This is a genomic window from Antrihabitans stalactiti, assembly GCF_012932915.1.
Taxonomy (GTDB): domain Bacteria; phylum Actinomycetota; class Actinomycetes; order Mycobacteriales; family Mycobacteriaceae; genus Antrihabitans; species Antrihabitans stalactiti.
In genome coordinates, this window is record NZ_VCQU01000003.1 from 299865 (window position 1) to 320183 (window position 20319).

The following is a 20319-nucleotide window of genomic DNA, read 5'->3' on the forward strand; positions in this document are numbered from 1 at the left end:
TGTTGAGATGGCAGGAGTTAGGTATGCGGGGTACGAATCCGCGAGCAGTGACATCAGGTTCCGTCAAGGCGCCGAAGGCAGGTCGATGGGGCGTACGCGTCGGCCTCGCCGTCGTGGGCGTGGCGGCAACCAGCCTCGCGCTGATGGTGCCCGCACAGGCAGAGCCGCTGTGGCCCGGAGGCCCGGATATCGGCACTCCCGCGATCATTCCTAGCCCGGCACCGTCGATCGAGCCCGGCACGGGCGCGACCGTCGGCGGCAAGCGCGCAATCGACATCTTCTACAAGGTGCCGACCGGCGACAGGGTTGCCGCTCAGAACGCGGTCCGCATCACGTCGAACCCCGGTGTTGCCGGAACGTTCAAGTGGATCGACAACCAGCACCTGCAGTGGTACCCGAACGACTACTGGCCGCGCGGCACCAACGTCACGGTCAACGTTCCCGGCGCCAGCTCCAACTTCCGTGTCAGCGACACGTTCGACGCTGTCGGCAGCACGGGCGGACACGACTTCGAGGTGAAGATCGGCGGCGACGTCGTCCGTACCTTCCCGGCATCGTTCGGAAAGCCGAAGCACGAGACCCCCACAGGCTCGTTCCCGGTGATGGAACTAAACCGCAACATCATCATGGACTCGTCGACCTACGGCGTCCCGGTCAACTCGCCTGAGGGCTACAAGCTCAACGTCGAATATGCCGTCCGCCTCACCTGGAGCGGGATCTTCGTCCACTCGGCACCGTGGTCGACCGCTCAGCAGGGCAACTCGAACGTGAGCCACGGCTGCATCAACCTGGCTCCGGCCGCGGCCCAGTGGTTCTTCGAGAACGTCCGCCCCGGCGACGTCGTCAACATCACCGGCTAACCTGCTACAGACTTGAAAAGGTCACCTTCGCGTTGTCATCGACGTGAAGGTGACCTTTTTCGTATCTACCCTTACCGATGGAAGGGTTATGACTCATGACGCCGTCGGGGCTGCAGCCGTTCACGCTCGGCATGGAGGAAGTTCTCGCCGCGACTGGTCGCGGCGAGCTGGAGGCTGCCGAAAAGTCCTGTGTTCGCTACGAGAGCTTGTCAGCCGGCGAGGTCGACTCGCACGCTCTTGTGGACGCGATGTGGGGCAAGACGTATCTCTACGCAGGGCGATTGGACGAGGCGTGCGCTCGGCTCCGGTCCGCAGTCTCCGGGACCCTGCCGGAGCCCTGGCTGTTGCTCGCTGCCGCCTGGTGGGCGCAGGCAGAGGTAGCGCGAGGACGAATCGACCAAGCACGGATCGCATTGAACCGATGCGGGCGGTCCCAGCACCACGAAGTCGAGTTCGCTCGCGCCTGGGTCCTCGTCGGCTCGGGAAAGCCGGTGCCCGCGATAAAGCGAGTGCTGGAAGTCGCCAGTCTGGCGAGCGTCGACGGCTCCGCGGCGGCGGTCGAGGTGGCTGCTCGTTATCTGGCCTTGCGGTTCGGCGATCGCACACAAGCGCGACGGATAATCATTGCTGCCGCGAAAGTGGACGGTCAGCTGGCGGCAACGTGCGGTTCGCATGCCGCGTGCCTCGAGCGCAATGACGGCGACGGCCTCGATGCGGTGTCCAGCCGGTTCGAATCTATGGGCGCGACGCTGCTCGCCGCGGAGGCGTCGGCACACGCTGCAGTCGCGCACGCCCGCAGAGGTAAGCGGAGCAAGGAACTCGTCGCGTCCTCGCGGGCTCAGCGGCTGGTTGTGCAGTGCTGTGCGGACGCGCGAACGCCTGCGATCGAATCGATCGTGCAGCCGGTGCAGCTGACCGCCCGCGAATCCGATATCGCGGCACTGGTGGCGGACGGCTTGTCGAATCGTCAGATTGCCGAGCGGCTAGCCATTTCCCTACGGACTGTGGAAGGCCACATCTACCGGATCTATTCGAAGCTGGCGATCGACCACCGCAACGATCTGGTCCGGCTGATCCGCGCCAGGTCGTGAGTAGTTCGGTCGTGGGAACACCGGGACGCAGATAGCGCTATCTTTTCCCCATGAACCGGTTCGGTGGCACCACCACAATCGCCCGATCGATCGACGAAGTATTCGCCTTCCTTGCCGACGGTGAAAACGACAAGAAGTTCAGCTCGCGAATCATCGAGATTCACAACACGACTCCGGGGCAGCACGGCGTCGGGACCGTGTACGTCAGCAAGGCGAAAGACCTGGGCCTGACGATGCAGCACAAGTTCGAGATCACCGCATTCGAGTCGCCGACGCTCATCAGGTGGAAAGAAATCCCGGGTGGTCCCGCATGGGTCGCCGAGGGAGGCTACGACCTCGAGGCAGTCGGTGCCCAGACGAAATTGACCTTCTTCAACGAGATCGCCGGCCGCGGTCCCGGCAAACTCCTCGCGCGCCTCGCCGCTCGTGGTGGAGCGAAGGCTGCTGACGCGTTCCTCGCCAGCCTCAAATCTGCCGTCGAAGCGAGCTGATGACAAGCGCGAGTACGAGGGTCGAATCAACCGACGGCGTGTCCCTCGCCGTATTCGAATCCGGCGACCCCGCAAAGCCCACAGTTGTTGCCGTGCACGGCTATCCCGACACGCACACGCTGTGGGACCGCGTCGTCGAGCTACTGGAGGACGAGTTCCACGTCGTCACCTACGACGTCCGCGGTGTCGGTGAATCCGACAAGCCGGTCGGCCGCGGCAACTACGTCATCGAGCAGCTCCTCGACGACCTCGCAGCGATACTCGACGCCGTGGCGCCCGATCAGAAGGTTCACCTGCTCGCGCACGACTGGGGTTCGATCCAATGTTGGGACGCCGTCATAGCGCCGGAATTCACCGATCGGATCGCGTCGTTCACGTCGATTTCCGGAGTCTCGCTCGACCATGCGGGAGTCTGGCTACGGACCGCGCGGCAACGTCCTCGCGCTGTCGTGCAACAGATGCTCGAGTCGTACTACACGGCGTTCTTCCAGCTCCCGGGCCTGCCCGAGTTCGCGGCGCGGTCCGGCGCCATCGATGCTGTCGCCAAGTTCGTCGGCAGGTTCGGCCGTGGCACAGGTTCCGGCGGTCCAGCCAGTGAGCGCACCGAAGAGGACATGATCAACGGGCTGGAGCTCTACCGAGCGAACATGCCGGTCAGGCTCAGCAATCCAGTGCCGCGCAAGACCGACATTCCAGTCCAGGTCATCGCACCCGGCAGCGACCTGCTCGTATCACCCGCGCTGCAAACTCAGGCGCCGGAGCCGTTTGTCAGCGACTTGCGGATCAGCGAGATCGAGGGCGGCCATTGGGTGGTCGCCGACCGCCCTGACCTCATAGCCGAGTTGACCAGGGCCTTCATCGCCGACCTACCCTCGTGAGTCTTTTAGGAGTCTATGGACTCCAAAAAGACTCACATGCGGGGAGCTGACGGTTGCTGCGGATCCATGCGCTGCTGCTCGGCGACCAGTTGGTTGCTCGCCCGACTTGCTGCCTTGGCTTCGCGGCGAGACTGCTTGAGTTCGCGCCGCGCTACCCGCGCTCGGCGGGCGTTCCCGCGTGCACCGGCCAGTAATACAGCCAACCCGAACAGCGCTACTGCGCCGACCGCCATACCCCACAGGAACAGCGACCCTGTCGTCCCGCTGACTTGGTAACCCAGGACCGAGAAGTTCTGCAGAGTGTCGGTGCTGCCGCTGTTGGTGGCATAAGCCGCGACGCCGACGATCACCGCTGCGACAAGTACGAGTGCTCCGATGATGACCATGACGACTCTTCTCCGCTCGTTTGCGATGTCTACCTGGGGGTTACCCGCCGAGTGGCATCGCGAAACGCCTAGGCGAAGGCAGCCAGCGCAGCGTCGAGTGTGGGGTAGATGCCGAATACCTGGTCGAGTCCGGTCAGCTTGAGGGGCCTGCTCGTCGCGGGACCGTCGGCAACGACACCGAATGCTGTGGCGGCACCGAGCCGCTGATGCGCGGAGACGAGGATCGACATGCCTGCCGAGGCGAAGAACTCCACCAACGCGAGATCGATGACGAGGGCGCGAGGATTGCCGTCTGCTGCCGCTGTGACCGCGCTTTCGAACTGGGCCGCCGTTGCCAGGTCCACTGTGCCTTCGACAGCCAACACGTTGATGTTGTCGCGCACGACGAGGGACGTCGTCAAAGCAGCACTTCGGGAGAACGCCGACTGTTCGTCGGGAGCCGTGGTCATGGCAGATAATGTGCCATGTCGAGGGCGGAAACGCACACTATTGCGTCTCGCCGAACTGTGAGATCGGACCATCGCCGTGCGGCTGGGTCAACCTGGTCGCCATTCTGACGACGGTGCCGTCGCCCGAATGGTCGATCTCCACTCGTCCGGTCAGTGCTCGCATCATCGTGATGCCTCGCCCTCGGATGGACGAGTCGTTCGACGGCGGTTTCCAGGTGCCGGTGTCGGCGACGGTGACGACGACCTCGTCGGAGTCGGCCTCTGCGACAACGGTGAGCGTGCCACCGATGGTATGTCGATAGGCGTGTTCGATCGTGTTGGTCAATGCCTCGTTCACGGCCAGCACGATGTCCGACACGAGGTCAGCGGGAATCGCGGCAGCTGTGAGCCACGAATTCAGCTGGCCGCGCAGCAGAGCGAGCTGTGCGGGTTCGGCGGGTGCGGTGATATGCAGATCAGCCGGCTGCTGCCGGTAGATGACGAGTGCGACGTCGTCGTCGTACCCGGCAATGGTCCGCAAGCCGGCGAGAACACGGTCTGCGGTGTCCTCAGGAGAGAGACCGGCTGCCTGCTCGAGCAACCTCGCGGCGCCGTCGATTCCGGTATCGATGGATTCGCCGTGCCGTTCGACGAGTCCGTCGGTATAGAGCATCAGGGTCGAGCCCGGCGGCAGAGTCTGCGTCTCTTCCGGCCGGGGTGAACAGTCGTAGGTCGCGAGCGGAACTGCTCTGGCACCCTCGAGCACCGTCACGCCGTCGGGTCCACAAAGCAGCGGCGGCATGTGTCCGGCATTGCTGAAGCACATTTCGCCGGTGTGTGGGTCGATCACTGCTGCGCACAACGTTGTGCAGACTGCGCCGGGAATGAGTTCGGCAACAGCGTCGAGCTCGTCGAGCAGTTGTCCGGGACTGGAACCGCGCAGCAACAACGCCCTTCCCGCGCTTCGCAATTGACCCATCACGGCGGCGGCCGCAAGCCCGCGACCGACGCAGTCGCCGACGATCACGCTGATACGGCCGTCGGGCAGCGTGACGACGTCGTACCAGTCGCCACCGATTTCGAGGGGCGGAACCGCAGGTTCGTAGCGAACCGCGAAGCGATGCGGCAGTTCGACGGACCCGAGCATCGCGCGCTGCAACGTCAGCGAGGCGGTGCGGGCCTGGTCGAAGTGACGAGCGCGCTGCAATGCGACGGTCAGCTGGCCGACCGCTAGTGCAACCAGGGCGCGGTCACCGGTCGTGATCACGCGGGGGTCGTCGTAGGACAGCACGAGCGCTGCGTCGTCCGCGCTACTGAGCGAGGCGACGACGCCCGCTGCGACACCGGGCGCCGCTGCGGGAATCGCAACGACGGTCAGCGCGGGCGAATGCCGTGCGTTGTCCAATTGCTCCTTGGTCCAGTCGTCGAGCGAGTCGTAGTCGGTCTCGCCGCTGGGCAGGTACCCGACCCCGCGCCGAGTTTCCTCCGGCCACACCGCGGCCACAACCTGGTGTGCGCCAAGCATGTTCGCCAGCTCGGTCAGTGCGACCGTGAAAACGTCGGCGACGCTGCCGGCCGCCGCGATGGAGGACGCGAGCCGCGCCAGTGCCTGTTCGCGACCCGCGGCGGCGCGTTCGGTGGTGATGTCACGCGCGGTGCCGACGAACATTCCGGAGTAGCCGGGATGCGCGGTGAGCGGATTGGAGCTGACAGCCACCCACAGCCGCCGACCGTCGCGATGGCGGATCTGGATCGTGAATCGGCCCGGCCGAGCGGCGATCGTCACCGGAGTTCCGGTGGTGATGGGATTGCCGATGATCCATGGATACGGCCAGCGGTAGGGCACGCCTTCGGGTCCGTACCCGGTGATGTCGCCGAAGGCTGCGTTGACTTCCACGATGTTCGCGTCGGCGTCGGTCACGAAGAATCCGTCTTGCAGCGACTCGACGAGAGCGCGGCGGAACGCATCGCGTTCGGCGAGATCTTCAGCCCGTTCGCGCTGCTGGCGGTACAGCCGCGTTTCATCGAGATAGCCGCGGGATGCGACGTCGAGGGCGATCAAGGACTGCAGCAGAAATTGCAGGTCACTGTCATCTGCGCGGCGCTCGGGGGATGCGACCAAGAGAAAGTGGGTTTCGATGACATCGAGAATGCTCACGCGGTGTTCCAGTGCCCACCGTCCGAGGTCGTGACCGACCGACAGACTGGTCTCGGTCCGCTGCTGCAGATGGTCGCGCAACGCGGCGCCGTACGCGGCCCGGAAGTCCTCGACAGGAGAGGTCATGCCGCGGTACCTCGATACCTCGCGACCAGGGCAACGGCGTCGTCGGTCGACCTGGCGCGGCGAGCCAAGATTTCCGCGGCGATCAGCTCTTCCGACTTCGTCGGATCGACGGCGTCGACGTGCTCGCCCGAGATCCCGTCGGACGCCATGATCAGCAGGTCTCCGGTCTTGATCGGGACGGCAGGGGGTACCACGATCGACGGCATTCGATACCCCACGATGCCGCCCGTGAGCAGTGCTGCTGCGCGCGTCTCCAGTCCTCCGGGTGCGATCGCTACCAGGGAAGACGACACGTTACCGATGCTCGCCCAGTGCAGCACGGGGTCGTCGAATCTGATGATCGACAACGATATTGCCGCTCCACGTGTGTCGGTCAATGCTTCGTGACACAACAGCATGAGTACATCGACCGGTTCGCCAGAATTGTCCGTGATCACTGCGACCGCGCGCTGGGCGGCGACGGCGGCATCCGCGCCGTGACCGAGGCCGTCGATAACGGCGAACAATGCCGAGCTACCACCGGTGTCGCAGGCGACCCACGCATCACCCGAAACATCCTCACCGGGTAGCGGCCGACCGGCGACTGCCCACTCGAGCGGTCCGATCCGACCACCCTCACGCATCGAAAGCCAACCACTTCCACAGCTCGATCAAGGTTCCCTGACCGGGGCCCGATGTGACTTCCAAGTGATCCATCAACCGGCGAGCGCCGGGTAGACCCAACCCGAGTCCGCCGCCGGTCGAGTAGCCGTCTTCGAGCGCGCGGGTGATGTCGGCGATCCCGGGCCCGTTGTCCGACGCACGCACGACCAGGGCTTTGCGGCCGTCCTTCTTCTCGAGTGACAGCGCGATCGAGCCGGTCCCGGCGTAGCTGGTGATATTGCGGGCGACTTCGGAGATGGCCGTCGCGATCATCGTGACGTCGGTCATGGAGAAGCCGAGATCCACGGCAAGATCCCGGCCGGCCTGCCGCGCGGTCACGATGTCGTCCGGCGTGTCGACCGCGACGACGAGATCAGCGGACACCGTCATATCCGTTCCACTGCTTTCGCTGATCGAGTCGACGATTCAACAGTGCCAGACCTTCTTCCAGGTCCAACGCGGTGCTCATGCCGTCGAACGTCAGGCCCAGCTGCACCATTGCGAATGCAACTTCCGGCTGCAGACCGACGATCACGGTAGCGGCGCCACGTAATTGGGTCATATGAGCAACGGTCCGCAGCGACCGCGCGGCGAACGAATCCATCACGTCGATCGCTGTCACGTCGACGATGATCCCCTGCGCGCGGTAGCGACTGACCCGCTCCATGAGATCGTCTTGCAAGCGCTGGGCATCAGCGTCCGTCAACGCCGCCTGGACGGTGGCGATGAGATAAGTGCCCTGCTTGAGAATCGGTACGGGCATGGAAGCGTGACCCTTGTCAGCGCGCGTCGCGGACGGACTCGCCCGCACGGGTGACTTCGTAACCGAGGAGGCGTTCGGCTTCCTCGATACCACCCTGCAGGTCGCCGACTGCGTTCATCTTGGACAGGTCGAGGCCTATCGTGACCAGCGTCAACGCGATCTCCGAGGACAGTCCGGTGATGATCACGCTCGCGCCCATCAGGCCGGATGCGTCGACGGTCTGCACGAGGTGGTTGGCGACGGTGGAGTCGATGGTCGGCACACCGGTGATGTCGATGACGACCACCTTCGCGCGGTTCGCGCGGATTGCGCGAAGCAACTGCTCGGTCAACTGGCGGGCGCGCTGGCCGTCGAGCACACCGATGATCGGCAGAATGAGCAGCTGTTCACGGACCTGCAGAACCGGCGTCGACAGCTCGCGAATTGCCTCCTGCTGCTGGCGAATGACGCGTTCGCGCTCTTGCACGAAGCTCACGCCCACGGTGTTGGCGATCCGGTTGGCTGCGGGCTCGTAGGCGTCGAGCACACGGTTGAGCAATTTGAAGTCCGACTGGTACTTCTCGAACAGCGAGCGCGCCAACACATCTCGCAGCAGGAGCACGATCCCGAGCACTTCGTCGGTCTCGACGCCCCGCGGAATGATGCGTTCGGACAAGTCGCGCGCGTAGGCCTGCAGCGCCTCGACGCTGCCGGTCTCCAGTACCTCGACGTAGTTGTCGTAGACCGACGTCGCTTCGGAGAACACTTCGTCGGAGGTCATCGCGGTGAGCAATTGCGCTTCGGTGATGCGCCGCGCCCATTCCTCACGCAGCACGGTCCGGTTCTGCCGAAGGTGCTCGACAAGCTGAGGCAGCAGGCTCTCACTCGATGCTGCTGCCGACTGAACCGTGTTGTCGAACGAACTCTGAGCCATCGCACATCCTCGACCGTGTGGGTGATCTTCGAAACAAATCGTGAATCTGTTAGCTACCTCGCGCTTAACTCTCGCTCGCGTGGGTAACCGCAAGCATAGGACCGCCTACTAAGTGAAGGGATCTCGACCGTGCGCAGTGTGTCGCTAGTGACCAGGGATGACTTCCGTATGACGGTCGCCACGGCGGACGCTGCCGAAATCGGTTCGGTGCGAGAGGCATTGGCGGAGTGGTTGGGTCACTTGCCCTTGACTGTCGAGCGCACGTCCGACATCGTTCTCGCCTGCTACGAAGCGATGGCCAATATCGTCGAGCATGCGTACAGCGGGACACAGATTCCGTCGTTCGAGATCACCGTTGCCAACAACAAGCTTGCGCGTCGAATCTCGATCACGATCGCCGATCACGGAACCTGGCGAACCCCGGACCCGGAAGCCGACATCCGCGGTCGAGGGCTGGCATTGCTGACGGCGCTGTGCGACCGCGCCGATGTGGTCACCGAGCGCACGGGAACAACGGTCTTGATGAGCTGGGACGACACTCTCTGATCAACCTGCTTCACGAACAAGCGATGGCGACTCGACTCGGTTCGGTCTCGACCGTACGGCCCTGCTCCATCCGAACTCGCTTTCCTCGCTGACGCGTTCGAGATCGGATACCCGCCCCTGGTGAGCGCTCGAACATCGTGGGAAGGTGCATCCATGCACCCTTTTCGCGCAGCCGTCGAGGCCAAAGATGTCGATGCAATCTCCCGCCTGTTCACCGACGACATTGTGTTCCGTAGTCCGATCGCCCATAAGCCGTACGAGGGCCGCGAGATGGTCGCCGTCATTCTCCGCGCGGTGATGCAGGTATTCGAGGACCTCACCTATGAACGCGAAATCGGCGACGAGACGGCGAACGATCATGCGCTCGTGTTCAACGCCCGCATCGGCGAGCTACAGATCCAGGGTTGCGATTTCCTGCACACCCGCGAGGACGGATTGATCGACGAGTTCACGGTGATGCTTCGGCCGCTGAAGGCAACCATGGCTTTCGCCGAGAAGATGTCGGTCAAATTCGCGGAGGCGGTGAACGCGTCTACCTCACAATCGTGATGGCGCGAGTTGGCGCTGCTCTTCGATCGCTTCGGGCGTGCCCGGCACTTCGGTACCGCGCAGCGAGACGCCCTTGGTCTCGATGAGGAAGTAGGCCGACACGATCCCGATGAGGCATGCGCCGAGCATGTAATACGCGGGAACCAGGTTGCTTCCGGTGGCGCCGATCAGTGCCTCGTTGACAGCAGACGCGGTGCCGCCGAACAGCGAGGTCGCAACGTTGTAGCCGATCGCGACGCCGGCAAATCGAACGATGGTCGGGAACATCGCGGGGAAAGTCGCCGAGATGGTCGCGAGTTGCGGCGCGTACAGCATGCCGAGCACCGCGAAGCCGATGATGGCACCGGCGAGGTTGGTCCCGATGAGTAGATACATCGGTATGACGGCGATGACCAGCGCGGCACACGAGAACAGCCACATCGGCCGCCGACCGACTCGGTCCGACAGCATTCCGAAGAACGGCAGAGTCACCAGCATCGCGACCTGGCCGAACAGCGGGACCAGCAGGGCGTCGGATTCGTCCATGTCGATCGTCGTCTGCAAGTACGTCGGCATGTAACTGAGCAAGGTGTAGTTCACGACGTTGAGCGCGATCACCAACCCGAACAACGTGAGAACGCAACGCGAGTACTTCACGATCAGGTCTTTGAAGACGACGGTGACTGCGCCCTCGGTCGCGTTCTTCGCCTCCAACTCCCGGAATATCGGGGTGTCCTCCATCCGGTTTCGCAGATACATGCCGATCAGTCCGAGCGGTGCCGCAACGAAGAACGGCAGCCGCCAGCCCCACGATTCCAGCGCCGTAGCGTCCAGGACGTTGACGAGGAACAGCGCGATCGCGTTACCGAGGACGAAGCCGGTCAAGGTGCCGACCTCGAGGAAACTGCCGTAGAAGCCGCGCTTGTTGTCGGGTGCGTATTCGGCCATGAACGTTGCGGCGCCACCGTATTCGCCGCCCGCGGAGAACCCCTGCACGATGCGTGAGGCGTAGAGCAGGATCGGCGCCCAGATGCCGATGGTCTCGTACGAGGGAATCAGGCCGATGAACACCGTGGATGAGGCCATCAGGATGATCGTCATCGCCAGGACGCGCTTGCGTCCGATCTTGTCCCCGAGCGGACCCCAGAAGAGCCCGCCGATCGGCCGGATCAGGAACGAGATCGCGAACCCGACCAGCGTGTACAGAACACCGTTGCTGCCTTCGGGAAACAGTGAAGCCGCGATGTGGGTGGTCAGATAGGCGTAAACGCCATAGTCGAACCACTCGACCGCATTTCCGATCGCCGAGGCACCGATCGCTCTGTGCAGAACGTTCGGTTCTTTGGGCATTGGCTTCTCCTGTCGGGTCATTTGAGACTCGGAGCGAATACCCCGGTGCCGACAGCGCCAAACCCTCTGCGTCAGATCATGTCTTTGCGGCCCAGCCAGCGCAGGGTCGGCCAACCCAAGAACACCGGGAGCCAGCAGGTCAGGACCCGGTAGAGGAGAACGGACGGCACGGCGATCTCGGCGGCAAGGCCGAACGCGGCGAGTCCACCGATCAGTGCCGCTTCGACGGCGCCGACGCCACCGGGTGTCGGAGCGGCAGAGGCGAGAGTGCCACCGATCATCGTCACGACCGTCACGGTCACGAATGTCGTACCGCCACCGAAGGCTTCGATGCTGGCCCACAGTGCCAGTGCGGCGCCGAGTGTCGTCGCGCCGCAACCGAGGATGATCAGTGCGGACCGCTTCGGGTCACGCGCGAGCTCGCTCAGTTCGCCGAAGACTTCTTGTATTTGCGGCCGCACAGCATCGCGCAGCCAACGCCGCAAGGTCGGCACGAACATGAATGCGCCGAGGATGCCAAGTGCGACACCGGCTATCAAGTACAAAACCGTCGCCCCCGGCACGAAGTGCGATAGGTCGGCGGACGTACCGGCAACGACGCTGAACAAGATCAACAGGCCGACGTGGGTGATGACCTGGACCGACTGTTGCAGTGCCACAGCGGCAGTCGCGCGGACTGCGCCGAGCCCGCCTTTCTGCAGGAACCGAACGCTCAATGCCAGGCCACCAACGCCGGCGGGTGTGGTAGTCGCGGCAAAGGTGTTGGCCACCTGCATGATTACGAGGTTTCTGAACTTGACCAAACCGGAGGCACACGCCCACAACGCCGCCGCCGCACCGACGTAGGTTAGTGCCGAGATCCCGAGCCCCAGTAGGGCCCACCACCATTTCAGTGTTTTGAGCTGCGTGAAGAAGGTAGGGACCTGGCTGATGAATGGATACGCGACGTACACCAGGCCGATGAGCAGCACCAGCTGGATGAGCTGATTGCGGCTGAACCTCGTGACCTGCTCGGCCTTGATCTGTTCGGCCTGAGTCTGTTTCAGCACTTCTTCGCGAGTAGCCGTCAGCACGGCGCCGGAGTCGGGCACGGACTTGCGAATGCGTGCCGGCATAGCCGATTTCGTCAGTCGCCGCGATGCCGCGACGACTGCGTCTTCGCCGAATCTGTCGATTGCCGTACGCACCGTTCGGACCTCGCCGAAGAGGGCGGTCGAGGTGATGAGCAGTTGGGCAATGTCGGATTGCAGGTGCGAGTCGGAGGCGCCCAGTTCGGCATTCCCGAACCCTCCGAACAGGATTGTGCCGTCCTCGATGCGTAGTTCGGCGGCGCGTAGATCGCCGTGCGAGATCTGGTGCGAATGCAGGATCTTCAGCGAGTTCCAGGTGCTGCACGCGACCATTGCGTCGTCGATCGGCGCCAGGGCGCTCCCACGGGAGGGGCTGTGCGCGTAGAGCTCCCAGCCGCGCTCCAGCGTCGATACCGCGATCGGCTTGCTGCTCGCCAGGCCAAGATCGCCGATAGCAATGCCCATGAGTGCGCGATGCTCGACCACGCGATGCATCGACGCGTGAAAAGGCGCGCTTTCGCTCTTGCGGAAGGTCAGCCAACGCCAGAACTGACGGACAGCGCCTGCACTTCGCTGATTCTTTCCGTACAGCTCGACGATCACTTGCTCCGCGTCCTCGGTCGCTGCGGAAAGCACCAGCGGGCCTGGGCCGCCGGGTTGTACGACAGTGAAGCCGGTGACGGTAAGGTCGCGGCCCGCCAGCACACGGACCGCTCCATCGAGTGGGACCTCCAAAGCGGGAGTCCCGACGACCAACACGACCAGAGCGCCGACGAACCAACCGACCACGAGCCCGAGCATCGAGCGGGCAGGGACCACGGTGCTGACGACGAGGTGAATCGGGACGAATGCCAGCAGCATGGTCCACCACCAGCGTCGCCACCGTGTCGGCAACCAGGGACCGGACACAGTGAGGACGGCCGCGAGCATTCCGATCCAGCGCGAATCGTCGACAAATTGCGCCAGGAAGGTGTCGAGCCGTGCGGGGTTGAGATGCCACTCGGGCGGTGACATGTCGTTCGCTACCAGCGAGAGCGTTATTCCCGCGATCAGTCCGGAGGCCGCGTAACCGATCAACAACTTCCAGCGACGACCGATGATCAGCCCGAGCAGTACGGCGAACGGTAGCGCGAGAATCGCCACGCCATACAGCAGATAGATGAAGTTCGACTGGCCAGGAGTGAAGACGCCGACGATGTCGGACACCGACCCCTCCAGCGCGTGCCACTGGCTGCGCGTGACCACCGATCCCGCCACGACGATGGCGACCGCGATGGCTGAGAGCACGACGCGGATGATGTCGGCAGTCCGGCGGATCAACGGTTGCAGCAAGCTGCCCGCGACAACGATCTCCCGCCCGTCGACTCGCATGTCGCAATGACTCTTTCAGATCGAGACCACACCGCAGCCACCTGCGGCTTTCGATCAACTTACAGCCGACCGCCCCGAATGCCGCGATTTATGCTGCGATCATCGACCCCTCACAGGGAACGTAATTCGCGCTTGAGCACCTTACCTGTGGGGTTGCGTGGGAGTGTGTCTAGGAACGTGACCTCGCGCGGCACTTTGAACCGGGCGAGGTGGGCGCGTACATGCTCTTTGACGTCCTCTTCGGTCAAGGTGTGGCCCTCGCGGACAACGACGAAAGCGCGCAGCCGTTGACCGTACTTCTCGTCGTCGACGCCGAGCGCGCTGACTTCTTCGATCGCGGGATGACCGCTGAGCAACTCCTCGATCTCACCGGGAAAGACGTTCTCGCCGCCGGAGACGATCATGTCGTCGTCGCGTCCGTCGATGTAAAGCCTTCCGGCCGAGTCGAAGTGGCCGACGTCGCCGGACGACATCAAGCCTTGAATTCGCGCCTTGTCGCCGCCGCCGGTGTAACCCTCGAACTGAATCGAGTTGCCGACGAAGATCCGGCCGGTCGTCCCTGCCGGGACTTCTTTTTCGTGCTCGTCGAAGATCTTCACGACCGCGCTGCGCACCACGCTGCCGACGCACCCTGGTTCGACGGCAAGGTCGTCCGGCGTCGCAATCGTTGCGTAGGCGACTTCGGTCGAGCCGTACAGGTTGTAGACGACCGGACCGAAGGTGTCGGTGACGCGTTGGCACAAATCTGCGCCCAGTTGGGAGCCGGCGACAAAGATGATCCGCAGCCGGGAAAGGTCTTTTCCTGCAAACGAATCCGGATCCAGGTCGACCAGCCGCTGCAACATCACCGGGACTGCGATCATCGCCGTGGCGCCGTGCCGGTCGAGGCTGTCCACCACAACTTTCGGATCGAAGCGGCGCCGAATGACAAGGGTCGAGCCCAGACCGATCGCCAGCATCGCATGGGCGAACCCGAGCGTATGAAACAGCGGCGCAGGGCATTCGGTCACTTCACGCGCCCGGAACGGCACCTTGCTGAGGATTGCACCAAGGGGTGCAAGCGATTTGGGCTCTGCGCGCGGGGCGCCCTTCGGTGTGCCGGTGGTCCCGCTGGTGAGCAGAATGATCTTGGCGGCCTTGGTCACCCGCTTCGGTGCCGATCGCTTGTTCTTGGCGATCAATGCGGCCAGGGTGTCGTCGCCCGGGGTGTCGGCCCAAGCTCGATAGCGTCCGCGACGCGGCTGCACGTCGCCGAGGATGTCGGCGTACTCGTCGTCGTAGACCAGCAGGTCCGTGCCTTCGCGCTCCGCGACTTCCTTGAGCTGCGGACCCGCGAAATCGGTGTTGAGCAACACGATCCGGGCACCGCATTTCGCCGCCGCAAACAGCGCGTAATGGAAGCCTCGGTGATTGCGAGCGAGGATCGCGACGCCCTCACCGTCACGCAGGCCTTGCGCACGCCAGGCGTTGGCAATGGCGTTGGAATGTTGGTCCAGTTCGCGGAAGCTGACCGTGCCGAGCTCGTCGAGGATGGCGGCGCGGTCGCGATAGCGCTGACCTGCGACTGTGGCGAGCCCGCCGAGCAGTCCGGAGCGGAGGACGCCAGCCCCCATTTTGGCGAGTCGGTCCGGGCGCTCGGGCGTCACGAGGCCGGCGCGGACGCCGAGGAATCCGTAATAGAGCTCGTCGAGCGCGCGACGGGCAGTGCCGTCCGCCAGGGATACGAGCGTCTTTGCTGCGTTCACGCTTCGATGGTGCCACGCGCGGATCGCGACGATCTTGGCAGTGCCTAGCGAATCACCGTGCTGCAGCCAGCGGCGGCGGGGGTGCCGGAGAGCCGGTCGGCAAGCCAGTCGAAGGCGATCGGCTTACCAGTGGTCGAGACCGTGGGGTGGTCGCCGGGCAGTTCTTCCAGGCGCACGGATGCGCCGGCTGCGCACCATTCGTTCTGGAGATTCTCGGCTCCCTCTTTCGGGATCCAATAATCTTGGAGGCCTTGGTAAATGAAGATCGGCGCGCGGGGTGGCTTAGCGCCCATGCGGTTTTCGGCAATCACATCGCGAATCACGGGATCGGTGAACGAGTTCTGATCCTTTGCCAACGCTTCGATCGGCAACATGAAGATGCCTTGGACGGAGAGGATTTCGCCGCATTGATCCTTGTTGACCTGCATGAGCCGCAATCCGTTCGCGTTGTACAGCCGAAGCAGTTCGGGATATTCGCGGGCCAGGCCGGTGGATGCCGCCAGGTACAGCCCGGAACCGATCTGACCGTTGAGCGACCGATGCAGAATCGTGTAGTCGGTCGGTGGACCGCCGAGTGCGACGCCGACGATGTTGAGTTCCGGCGCGTAGTGCGGGGCCAATTGCGCGGCCCAGCCGGACGCGATCGCACCCCCTGAATACCCGGTGATCCCGATCGGCGCGGTCGACCGCAGACCGAGTTCGGCACGGTTGACAGCTGCGCGAAGCGAATCGAGGACCGTGTGGCCCGACACGAGTCCGGCCGAGTACGCCTGCCGCGGACCCTGGTAGTCAGTGACCACAACGGCGAAGTTGCGTTCAAGCAGGCTCGCGACCGAGTTGACCTCCGCGCCGGTACCTCTCGGGAGGGTGTACGACGGCGCGCAGGTGTTGCCGAGCGAGTCGATCGCGAAGTTGTAGGAGATAACTGGGCGAGGTCCGCCGCCGGTCCACGGTGCGGTCGGGACAATGACGCTGGTCGCTGCGGCAATCGGCCGGTCCTTGGAATCGGTCGATCGAAAGAGCAACTGCGTTGTTCTGGTCGAAACCGACAAGCTTGGGATGCTGACTTCTCGGTCGCGCAGCACGGTGCCGGGCGCGGTGGCTTCGAAGCCTGAAGTGGCGTTGAACCACGGATCGCCAAGGGGCGTCGGCAGATACAGCGGCGGATCGGGCTTCGGATCGATGAGATCCGCCGGATCGGCGTGGGCTGTCATCCCGGTGCAAGTCGCCAATGCCGCAGTCAGAGCCAATGCCGCGCTTGCCAACCGAGTTCTAACCACCGTGCAGCCACCGATCCTTCAATTGCCCGTGGTGTTCCCACCATTGTTCGATTGTGGCCGGATTGGATCCTGGTCCTGGCGGTGGGGTCTCACCGGGAAACAATCCGAATACGTTCGGCTGGCCAACTTTGTCCTCGGTTTGCGGTGGCGCGGACTCCGCCGGTGTGGGCTTGGCGGCAGGTGGGGGCGTCCAGGCAACGGGCGGCGCGGCTGGTGCTGGTTCGGCAGCGGGAGAACGTTCCGCCACCGGCGCCGGTTGTTTCGCAGGAACTGGTGCAGCCGCCGGAACCGGTGCAGCCGCCGGAACGGGTGCGGGGAGCTGCGCGGCGTGCATTACGACCGCGTCGTTTCCCGCCGACGTTGTGGTGAGTTCGGTGATCCCGAATCCAGCGAGCGCGAGCACTGCGGCCGATGCAGCAACGACGAGGATCCGTCGGTCACGGCGTGGTGACGCAATAGGTTCGACTGGGACGGTCGCTTCTGGCTCGCGGAGGTCTCGGGCGAGCAGTGCGGCACCGATCGCTTCGGCGGATTCCGACTCGGGCGACTGGATGACGGGAACCTCGAAGACCAGTTCCAATACGGGTGCCACCTCGGGTGCGTCGGCAGACGCCCCCAGCACGAGAATCGCGTCGGGCGTTGCATCGACCGAGTCGAGCAGCGACCAGGCCTGACTCGCGGATCGGCCGACAGCGCTCGCGTCGACGTCGCCGTCTGTCGTGCCGGAAGCAAGAACTGCTGTGCGGTCGGCGTTCACAACGGAGAGAGCTTTGTGGTTCGGTGCGAGCTCGTATACCAACAGTGTCGCGAAGTCGTCGAGGCCCGGAATGTCACGGACGGTGGCAAGCAAGGCCGCGTCGCCGACGACCACCGACGACTCGTTCCACCGGCCCGATGCCAAACGTGACTCGATCGCCGACTGCTGCTCTACGGTCTGGCACGCGACGACGGTGCCGTCGATCGCTTCGTCCGGACCCAACTGCTCCTCGAGCGCATCGAGGACCGACGCGACTGCCGCAGCGGCGGCTGGATCTGATTCCGACTTCAGGTCGCGTTCGCGGTGGTGCAGTACGTGCGGTGAATCGTCGGCCAGGACGACTGCACGCACCACCCCGAATTCGGTCGAGACGCCGATCGTGGCCATGCCATATACCTCCGCAGTAAGAAAGCTCCCTTCTGGTCTTCGCTTCCGATCGATCGGCGGATGAGAATCGGTCCGAAAAAGATTCTCGAGATCCGTGTCGAAATGCTGGAGCCCCACCCCTCACAAACAATGCTCAGCGATGAGCTGCGCGGACCTGCTCCGGGTCGAGTACGAGATCGATCGAGGTGATCCGCCCGTCGACGATGTGCAGGCTCGCGAACGCGATGAGCCCTTTCGGTCCGGGCACCCGAACACCTGCGCCGCCGTCGACCAGAGCGGGCTCGCACAACTTCAACACCTTTTGCCGCAACGCAAGCCGAGCGACGTCTGCCGCGCCGACCATGTGCTCCGGATCCAGCCCAGGACGCCGTCGTCCGATGTCGGCGTTGAACACGACGTCCGGATGCAACAGTGTGACCAGTGCGTCGAAATCACCGTTCCTGGCCGCTGCCAGGAAGGCGACGACAACGTCGCGCTCACGGGCGAGGTCGCGGTGGGGTGCAGGCTCGCCTTGTACGCGTCGGCGAGCACGGCTCGCGAGTTGCCTTGTTGCAGTGGGTGTTCGGTCGACCATCGGCGCTATGTCGTCGAAGGACATCCCGAACATGTCGTGCAGGACGAACGCAAGGCGCTCGCTAGGCGACAACGTATCCAGCACGACGAGCAACGCCAGACCGACCGAATCGGCAAGGACCGCTTGAGATTCCGGATCGCTGCGCGCGTCGGCTACCGTTTCGACCGGCCAGTCGTCGACGACGTGCTCGGGGCGTGAGCGACGCCGGCGGAGCATGTCGAGGCACACCCGGCCGACGACGGTCGTGAGCCAGGCGCCCATGTTGTCGATCGGGCCGTCGTTGCGGTCCAGCCGCAGCCACGCCTCCTGCACCGCGTCCTCGGCATCCGTTTTCGAGCCCAGCATTCTGTACGCAACTGCCGACAGTTGCGCCCGGTGCCGCTCGAAATCCTGAATCATTGCCATACATCTTCGACGTTTCGGCGGAGGAATGTGTGACGGCGTCACATTCTCGAGGCGCCGTCCGTCGAGCAGATATGACTACTACAACGATCCAACCACCCACCCTGGCGAGCGGCAGAGGGAAGCTCACGCTACTTCTGTTGTGCGCCATAGCCTTTCTCGACTTCGTCGACGGCGTCATCGTCAACGTCGCGCTGCCTGCAATCCGCGACGACCTGGGCTTTTCGGTACAAGCTCTGCCCTGGGTACTGACCGCATATCTACTGACTTACGGCGGTTTCATGCTCCTCGGTGGGCGTGCGGCAGATCTACTCGGCCGACGGCGAGTGCTCCTAGCGGGCATGACCGCCTTCGCTCTCGCATCGACGATCGGTGGCTTCGCCGCAACGGCAGAAGTGCTGGTCGGAGCCCGATTGCTCCAAGGTGCTGCGGCAGCGTTGATGCTGCCCGCTGCGTTGTCCATCCTCACGACAACCTTCCGCGAAGGATCCGACCGCAACAACGCGGTAGGTGCGTGGGGCGGCGTGGCCGGGGCAGCATCAGCCGCGGGCGTTCTGCTCGGCGGTGTGCTCACCGACGGTCCGGGCTGGCGCTGGGTCTTGTTCGTCAACCCGCCGATCTGTCTGGTTCTGCTGGTCGCGACTGTTCGGCTCATTCCCGATGACCGCGGGGAATTACGCCGGAGCTCCGATATCCCGGGCGCCGTGCTCGTCACGTCCGGGATGTTGCTGCTCGTCTACACGATCGTCTCGGCTCCCACGGAAGGTTGGCTGTCGCTCCGCACGGTCGGTGGTTTCGTCGGCGCCGCCGCGCTGTTGGTCGCGTTCGTAGGCAACGAATTACGCTGTGCCGATCCGCTGGTGCCGATGTCGATCTTCCGGATCAAGGGACTCGCGGCCGCCGACATCACTCAACTGGTCGCGGTAGCAGGCATTCTGTCTGTCTTTCTGTTTCTGACTTTGTACATGCAGAACGTATTGGGCTACAGCCCGTTACAGACTGGACTCGCGTACCTGCCGACCACCATCGGGGTCGGGGTGGCTGCCGGGTTGTCGTCGCAACTGATCAGCCGGTTCGGCACACGCCCCATCGCTGCGGTGGGCGCGACGATTGCATCGATAGGAATGGGTTACCTGTCGACGATTCCCGTCGACGGCAGCTACGTGACGGACGTCCTGCCCGGATTGCTCGTCATGTCGATCGGACTCGGCTCCGTCTTCGTCGCCGTGACAGCAGCCGCGAATGCCGGCGTTCCAGCCGACAAGTCAGGGCTCGCGGCCGCCCTGCTCAACTCGTCGCAACAGCTGGGTGGCGCGCTGGGCATCGCAGTCTTCTCCGCAATCGCCTCGGCTCACACGAAAGGGCTGCTCACGGCTGGGCAACCCATGAACGAGGCTTTGACCTCAGGATTCCGGTGGGGGCTCTTCGCCTGCAGCATGTCCTTGCTGGCCGCGGCATCGCTGGTATTTCGCACTCACAACACGCGTGGTTAGCGCCTGAAAAAGTTTCTCGAGATTTGTGTCGAAATCCTGTCGAGTCGCTCGACGTGTTGGCAAGGAGCAAGAAAACCCAC

General features: G+C 63.9%; 20 protein-coding genes. 7 read left to right on the forward strand and 13 right to left on the reverse strand.

What is annotated here, in order from left to right; genetic code table 11:
• The first annotated feature begins 23 nt into the window (after nt 1–23).
• The 4 genes from FGL95_RS10490 to FGL95_RS10505 all read left to right on the forward strand — a co-directional run bounded on the left by FGL95_RS10490 (nt 24) and on the right by FGL95_RS10505 (nt 3320).
• Entirely contained in the window at nt 24–860 is an 837-nt protein-coding gene (locus tag FGL95_RS10490; protein ID WP_169586335.1) for a L,D-transpeptidase, read from the forward strand.
• Between the two features lie 95 nt (nt 861–955).
• Entirely contained in the window at nt 956–1951 is a 996-nt protein-coding gene (locus tag FGL95_RS10495; protein ID WP_169586337.1) for a helix-turn-helix transcriptional regulator, read from the forward strand.
• Nucleotides 1952–2001: 50 nt separating this feature from the next.
• Nucleotides 2002–2442 (forward strand): SRPBCC family protein, encoded by a 441-nt coding sequence (locus tag FGL95_RS10500; RefSeq protein ID WP_169586339.1) that lies wholly within the window; start codon nt 2002–2004, stop codon nt 2440–2442.
• Nucleotides 2442–3320 (forward strand): alpha/beta fold hydrolase, encoded by an 879-nt coding sequence (locus FGL95_RS10505; RefSeq protein ID WP_169586340.1) that lies wholly within the window; start codon nt 2442–2444, stop codon nt 3318–3320. The genes FGL95_RS10500 and FGL95_RS10505 overlap by 1 nt, the downstream gene beginning before the upstream one ends.
• Before the next feature lie 32 nt (nt 3321–3352).
• On the opposite strand, the gene FGL95_RS10510 is transcribed toward FGL95_RS10505, so the two are convergent.
• From FGL95_RS10510 to FGL95_RS10540, 7 genes are all read right to left on the reverse strand, one after another.
• A complete protein-coding gene (locus FGL95_RS10510) occupies nt 3353–3706 on the reverse strand; it encodes a hypothetical protein (RefSeq protein ID WP_169586343.1) in 354 nt (117 codons plus the stop codon).
• 68 nt (nt 3707–3774) lie between these two features.
• Entirely contained in the window at nt 3775–4155 is a 381-nt protein-coding gene (locus tag FGL95_RS10515; protein ID WP_240962909.1) for an STAS domain-containing protein, read from the reverse strand.
• Nucleotides 4156–4192: 37 nt separating this feature from the next.
• Nucleotides 4193–6418 carry a SpoIIE family protein phosphatase gene (locus FGL95_RS10520; protein ID WP_169586344.1) on the reverse strand — a complete coding sequence of 742 codons (2226 nt, stop codon included), beginning with the start codon at nt 6416–6418 and terminating at the stop codon, nt 4193–4195.
• Nucleotides 6415–7041, reverse strand: coding sequence for a SpoIIE family protein phosphatase (locus tag FGL95_RS10525; protein ID WP_169586345.1), 627 nt, complete (start codon nt 7039–7041; stop codon nt 6415–6417). The genes FGL95_RS10520 and FGL95_RS10525 overlap by 4 nt, the downstream gene beginning before the upstream one ends.
• On the reverse strand, nt 7034–7444 hold the full coding sequence (locus tag FGL95_RS10530; RefSeq protein WP_169587041.1) for an ATP-binding protein: 411 nt from the start codon (nt 7442–7444) through the stop codon (nt 7034–7036). Before FGL95_RS10530 ends, FGL95_RS10525 begins: the two co-directional genes overlap by 8 nt.
• Nucleotides 7434–7823 (reverse strand): STAS domain-containing protein, encoded by a 390-nt coding sequence (locus tag FGL95_RS10535; protein WP_169586346.1) that lies wholly within the window; start codon nt 7821–7823, stop codon nt 7434–7436. Before FGL95_RS10535 ends, FGL95_RS10530 begins: the two co-directional genes overlap by 11 nt.
• A 16-nt stretch (nt 7824–7839) precedes the next feature.
• Nucleotides 7840–8736 carry an STAS domain-containing protein gene (locus FGL95_RS10540; RefSeq protein ID WP_169586347.1) on the reverse strand — a complete coding sequence of 299 codons (897 nt, stop codon included), beginning with the start codon at nt 8734–8736 and terminating at the stop codon, nt 7840–7842.
• A 168-nt stretch (nt 8737–8904) separates the two neighbouring features.
• On the opposite strand from FGL95_RS10540, the gene FGL95_RS10545 reads away from it, so the two are divergent.
• Entirely contained in the window at nt 8905–9282 is a 378-nt protein-coding gene (locus tag FGL95_RS10545; protein WP_169586348.1) for an ATP-binding protein, read from the forward strand.
• A 153-nt stretch (nt 9283–9435) separates the two neighbouring features.
• Entirely contained in the window at nt 9436–9831 is a 396-nt protein-coding gene (locus FGL95_RS10550; RefSeq protein ID WP_169586349.1) for a nuclear transport factor 2 family protein, read from the forward strand.
• On the opposite strand, the gene FGL95_RS10555 is transcribed toward FGL95_RS10550, so the two are convergent.
• From FGL95_RS10555 to FGL95_RS10580, 6 genes are all read right to left on the reverse strand, one after another.
• Nucleotides 9820–11160, reverse strand: coding sequence for an MFS transporter (locus FGL95_RS10555; protein WP_169586351.1), 1341 nt, complete (start codon nt 11158–11160; stop codon nt 9820–9822). The two genes, FGL95_RS10550 and FGL95_RS10555, sit on opposite strands and share 12 nt — an antisense overlap.
• Nucleotides 11161–11231: 71 nt before the next feature.
• The gene (locus tag FGL95_RS10560; RefSeq protein ID WP_169586353.1) at nt 11232–13601 is read right to left on the reverse strand and encodes a lysylphosphatidylglycerol synthase transmembrane domain-containing protein; all 2370 of its coding nucleotides are present in this window, start codon (nt 13599–13601) and stop codon (nt 11232–11234) included.
• Nucleotides 13602–13711: 110 nt separating this feature from the next.
• Nucleotides 13712–15346 carry an AMP-binding protein gene (locus FGL95_RS10565; protein WP_169586355.1) on the reverse strand — a complete coding sequence of 545 codons (1635 nt, stop codon included), beginning with the start codon at nt 15344–15346 and terminating at the stop codon, nt 13712–13714.
• A 44-nt stretch (nt 15347–15390) separates the two neighbouring features.
• On the reverse strand, nt 15391–16626 hold the full coding sequence (locus FGL95_RS10570; RefSeq protein ID WP_338079805.1) for a lipase family protein: 1236 nt from the start codon (nt 16624–16626) through the stop codon (nt 15391–15393).
• Nucleotides 16619–17770, reverse strand: coding sequence for a DUF7159 family protein (locus FGL95_RS10575; RefSeq protein WP_169586358.1), 1152 nt, complete (start codon nt 17768–17770; stop codon nt 16619–16621). The genes FGL95_RS10570 and FGL95_RS10575 overlap by 8 nt, the downstream gene beginning before the upstream one ends.
• 133 nt (nt 17771–17903) lie before the next feature.
• The gene (locus FGL95_RS10580; RefSeq protein ID WP_240962910.1) at nt 17904–18743 is read right to left on the reverse strand and encodes a sigma-70 family RNA polymerase sigma factor; all 840 of its coding nucleotides are present in this window, start codon (nt 18741–18743) and stop codon (nt 17904–17906) included.
• A gap of 77 nt (nt 18744–18820) precedes the next feature.
• Between FGL95_RS10580 and FGL95_RS10585 the strand changes: the two genes are divergently transcribed.
• Nucleotides 18821–20239, forward strand: a complete 1419-nt coding sequence (locus FGL95_RS10585) for an MFS transporter (protein WP_169586362.1) — start codon at nt 18821–18823, stop codon at nt 20237–20239.
• Nucleotides 20240–20319 lie beyond the last annotated feature (80 nt).

Bases quoted from the DNA above. Each gene is read 5' to 3' on its own strand.
- FGL95_RS10515 (WP_240962909.1), bottom strand. From the start codon at position 4,155: ATGACCACGGCTCCCGACGAACAGTCGGCGTTCTCCCGAAGTGCTGCT.
- FGL95_RS10490 (WP_169586335.1), top strand. From the start codon at position 24: ATGCGGGGTACGAATCCGCGAGCAGTGACATCAGGTTCCGTCAAGGCG.
- FGL95_RS10575 (WP_169586358.1), bottom strand. From the start codon at position 17,770: ATGGCCACGATCGGCGTCTCGACCGAATTCGGGGTGGTGCGTGCAGTC.
- FGL95_RS10525 (WP_169586345.1), bottom strand. From the start codon at position 7,041: ATGCGTGAGGGTGGTCGGATCGGACCGCTCGAGTGGGCAGTCGCCGGT.
- FGL95_RS10560 (WP_169586353.1), bottom strand. From the start codon at position 13,601: ATGCGAGTCGACGGGCGGGAGATCGTTGTCGCGGGCAGCTTGCTGCAA.
- FGL95_RS10580 (WP_240962910.1), bottom strand. From the start codon at position 18,743: ATGATTCAGGATTTCGAGCGGCACCGGGCGCAACTGTCGGCAGTTGCG.
- FGL95_RS10520 (WP_169586344.1), bottom strand. From the start codon at position 6,418: ATGACCTCTCCTGTCGAGGACTTCCGGGCCGCGTACGGCGCCGCGTTG.
- FGL95_RS10510 (WP_169586343.1), bottom strand. From the start codon at position 3,706: ATGGTCATCATCGGAGCACTCGTACTTGTCGCAGCGGTGATCGTCGGC.
- FGL95_RS10495 (WP_169586337.1), top strand. From the start codon at position 956: ATGACGCCGTCGGGGCTGCAGCCGTTCACGCTCGGCATGGAGGAAGTT.
- FGL95_RS10540 (WP_169586347.1), bottom strand. From the start codon at position 8,736: ATGGCTCAGAGTTCGTTCGACAACACGGTTCAGTCGGCAGCAGCATCG.
- FGL95_RS10585 (WP_169586362.1), top strand. From the start codon at position 18,821: ATGACTACTACAACGATCCAACCACCCACCCTGGCGAGCGGCAGAGGG.
- FGL95_RS10500 (WP_169586339.1), top strand. From the start codon at position 2,002: ATGAACCGGTTCGGTGGCACCACCACAATCGCCCGATCGATCGACGAA.
- FGL95_RS10545 (WP_169586348.1), top strand. From the start codon at position 8,905: ATGACGGTCGCCACGGCGGACGCTGCCGAAATCGGTTCGGTGCGAGAG.
- FGL95_RS10505 (WP_169586340.1), top strand. From the start codon at position 2,442: ATGACAAGCGCGAGTACGAGGGTCGAATCAACCGACGGCGTGTCCCTC.
- FGL95_RS10535 (WP_169586346.1), bottom strand. From the start codon at position 7,823: ATGCCCGTACCGATTCTCAAGCAGGGCACTTATCTCATCGCCACCGTC.
- FGL95_RS10555 (WP_169586351.1), bottom strand. From the start codon at position 11,160: ATGCCCAAAGAACCGAACGTTCTGCACAGAGCGATCGGTGCCTCGGCG.
- FGL95_RS10550 (WP_169586349.1), top strand. From the start codon at position 9,436: ATGCACCCTTTTCGCGCAGCCGTCGAGGCCAAAGATGTCGATGCAATC.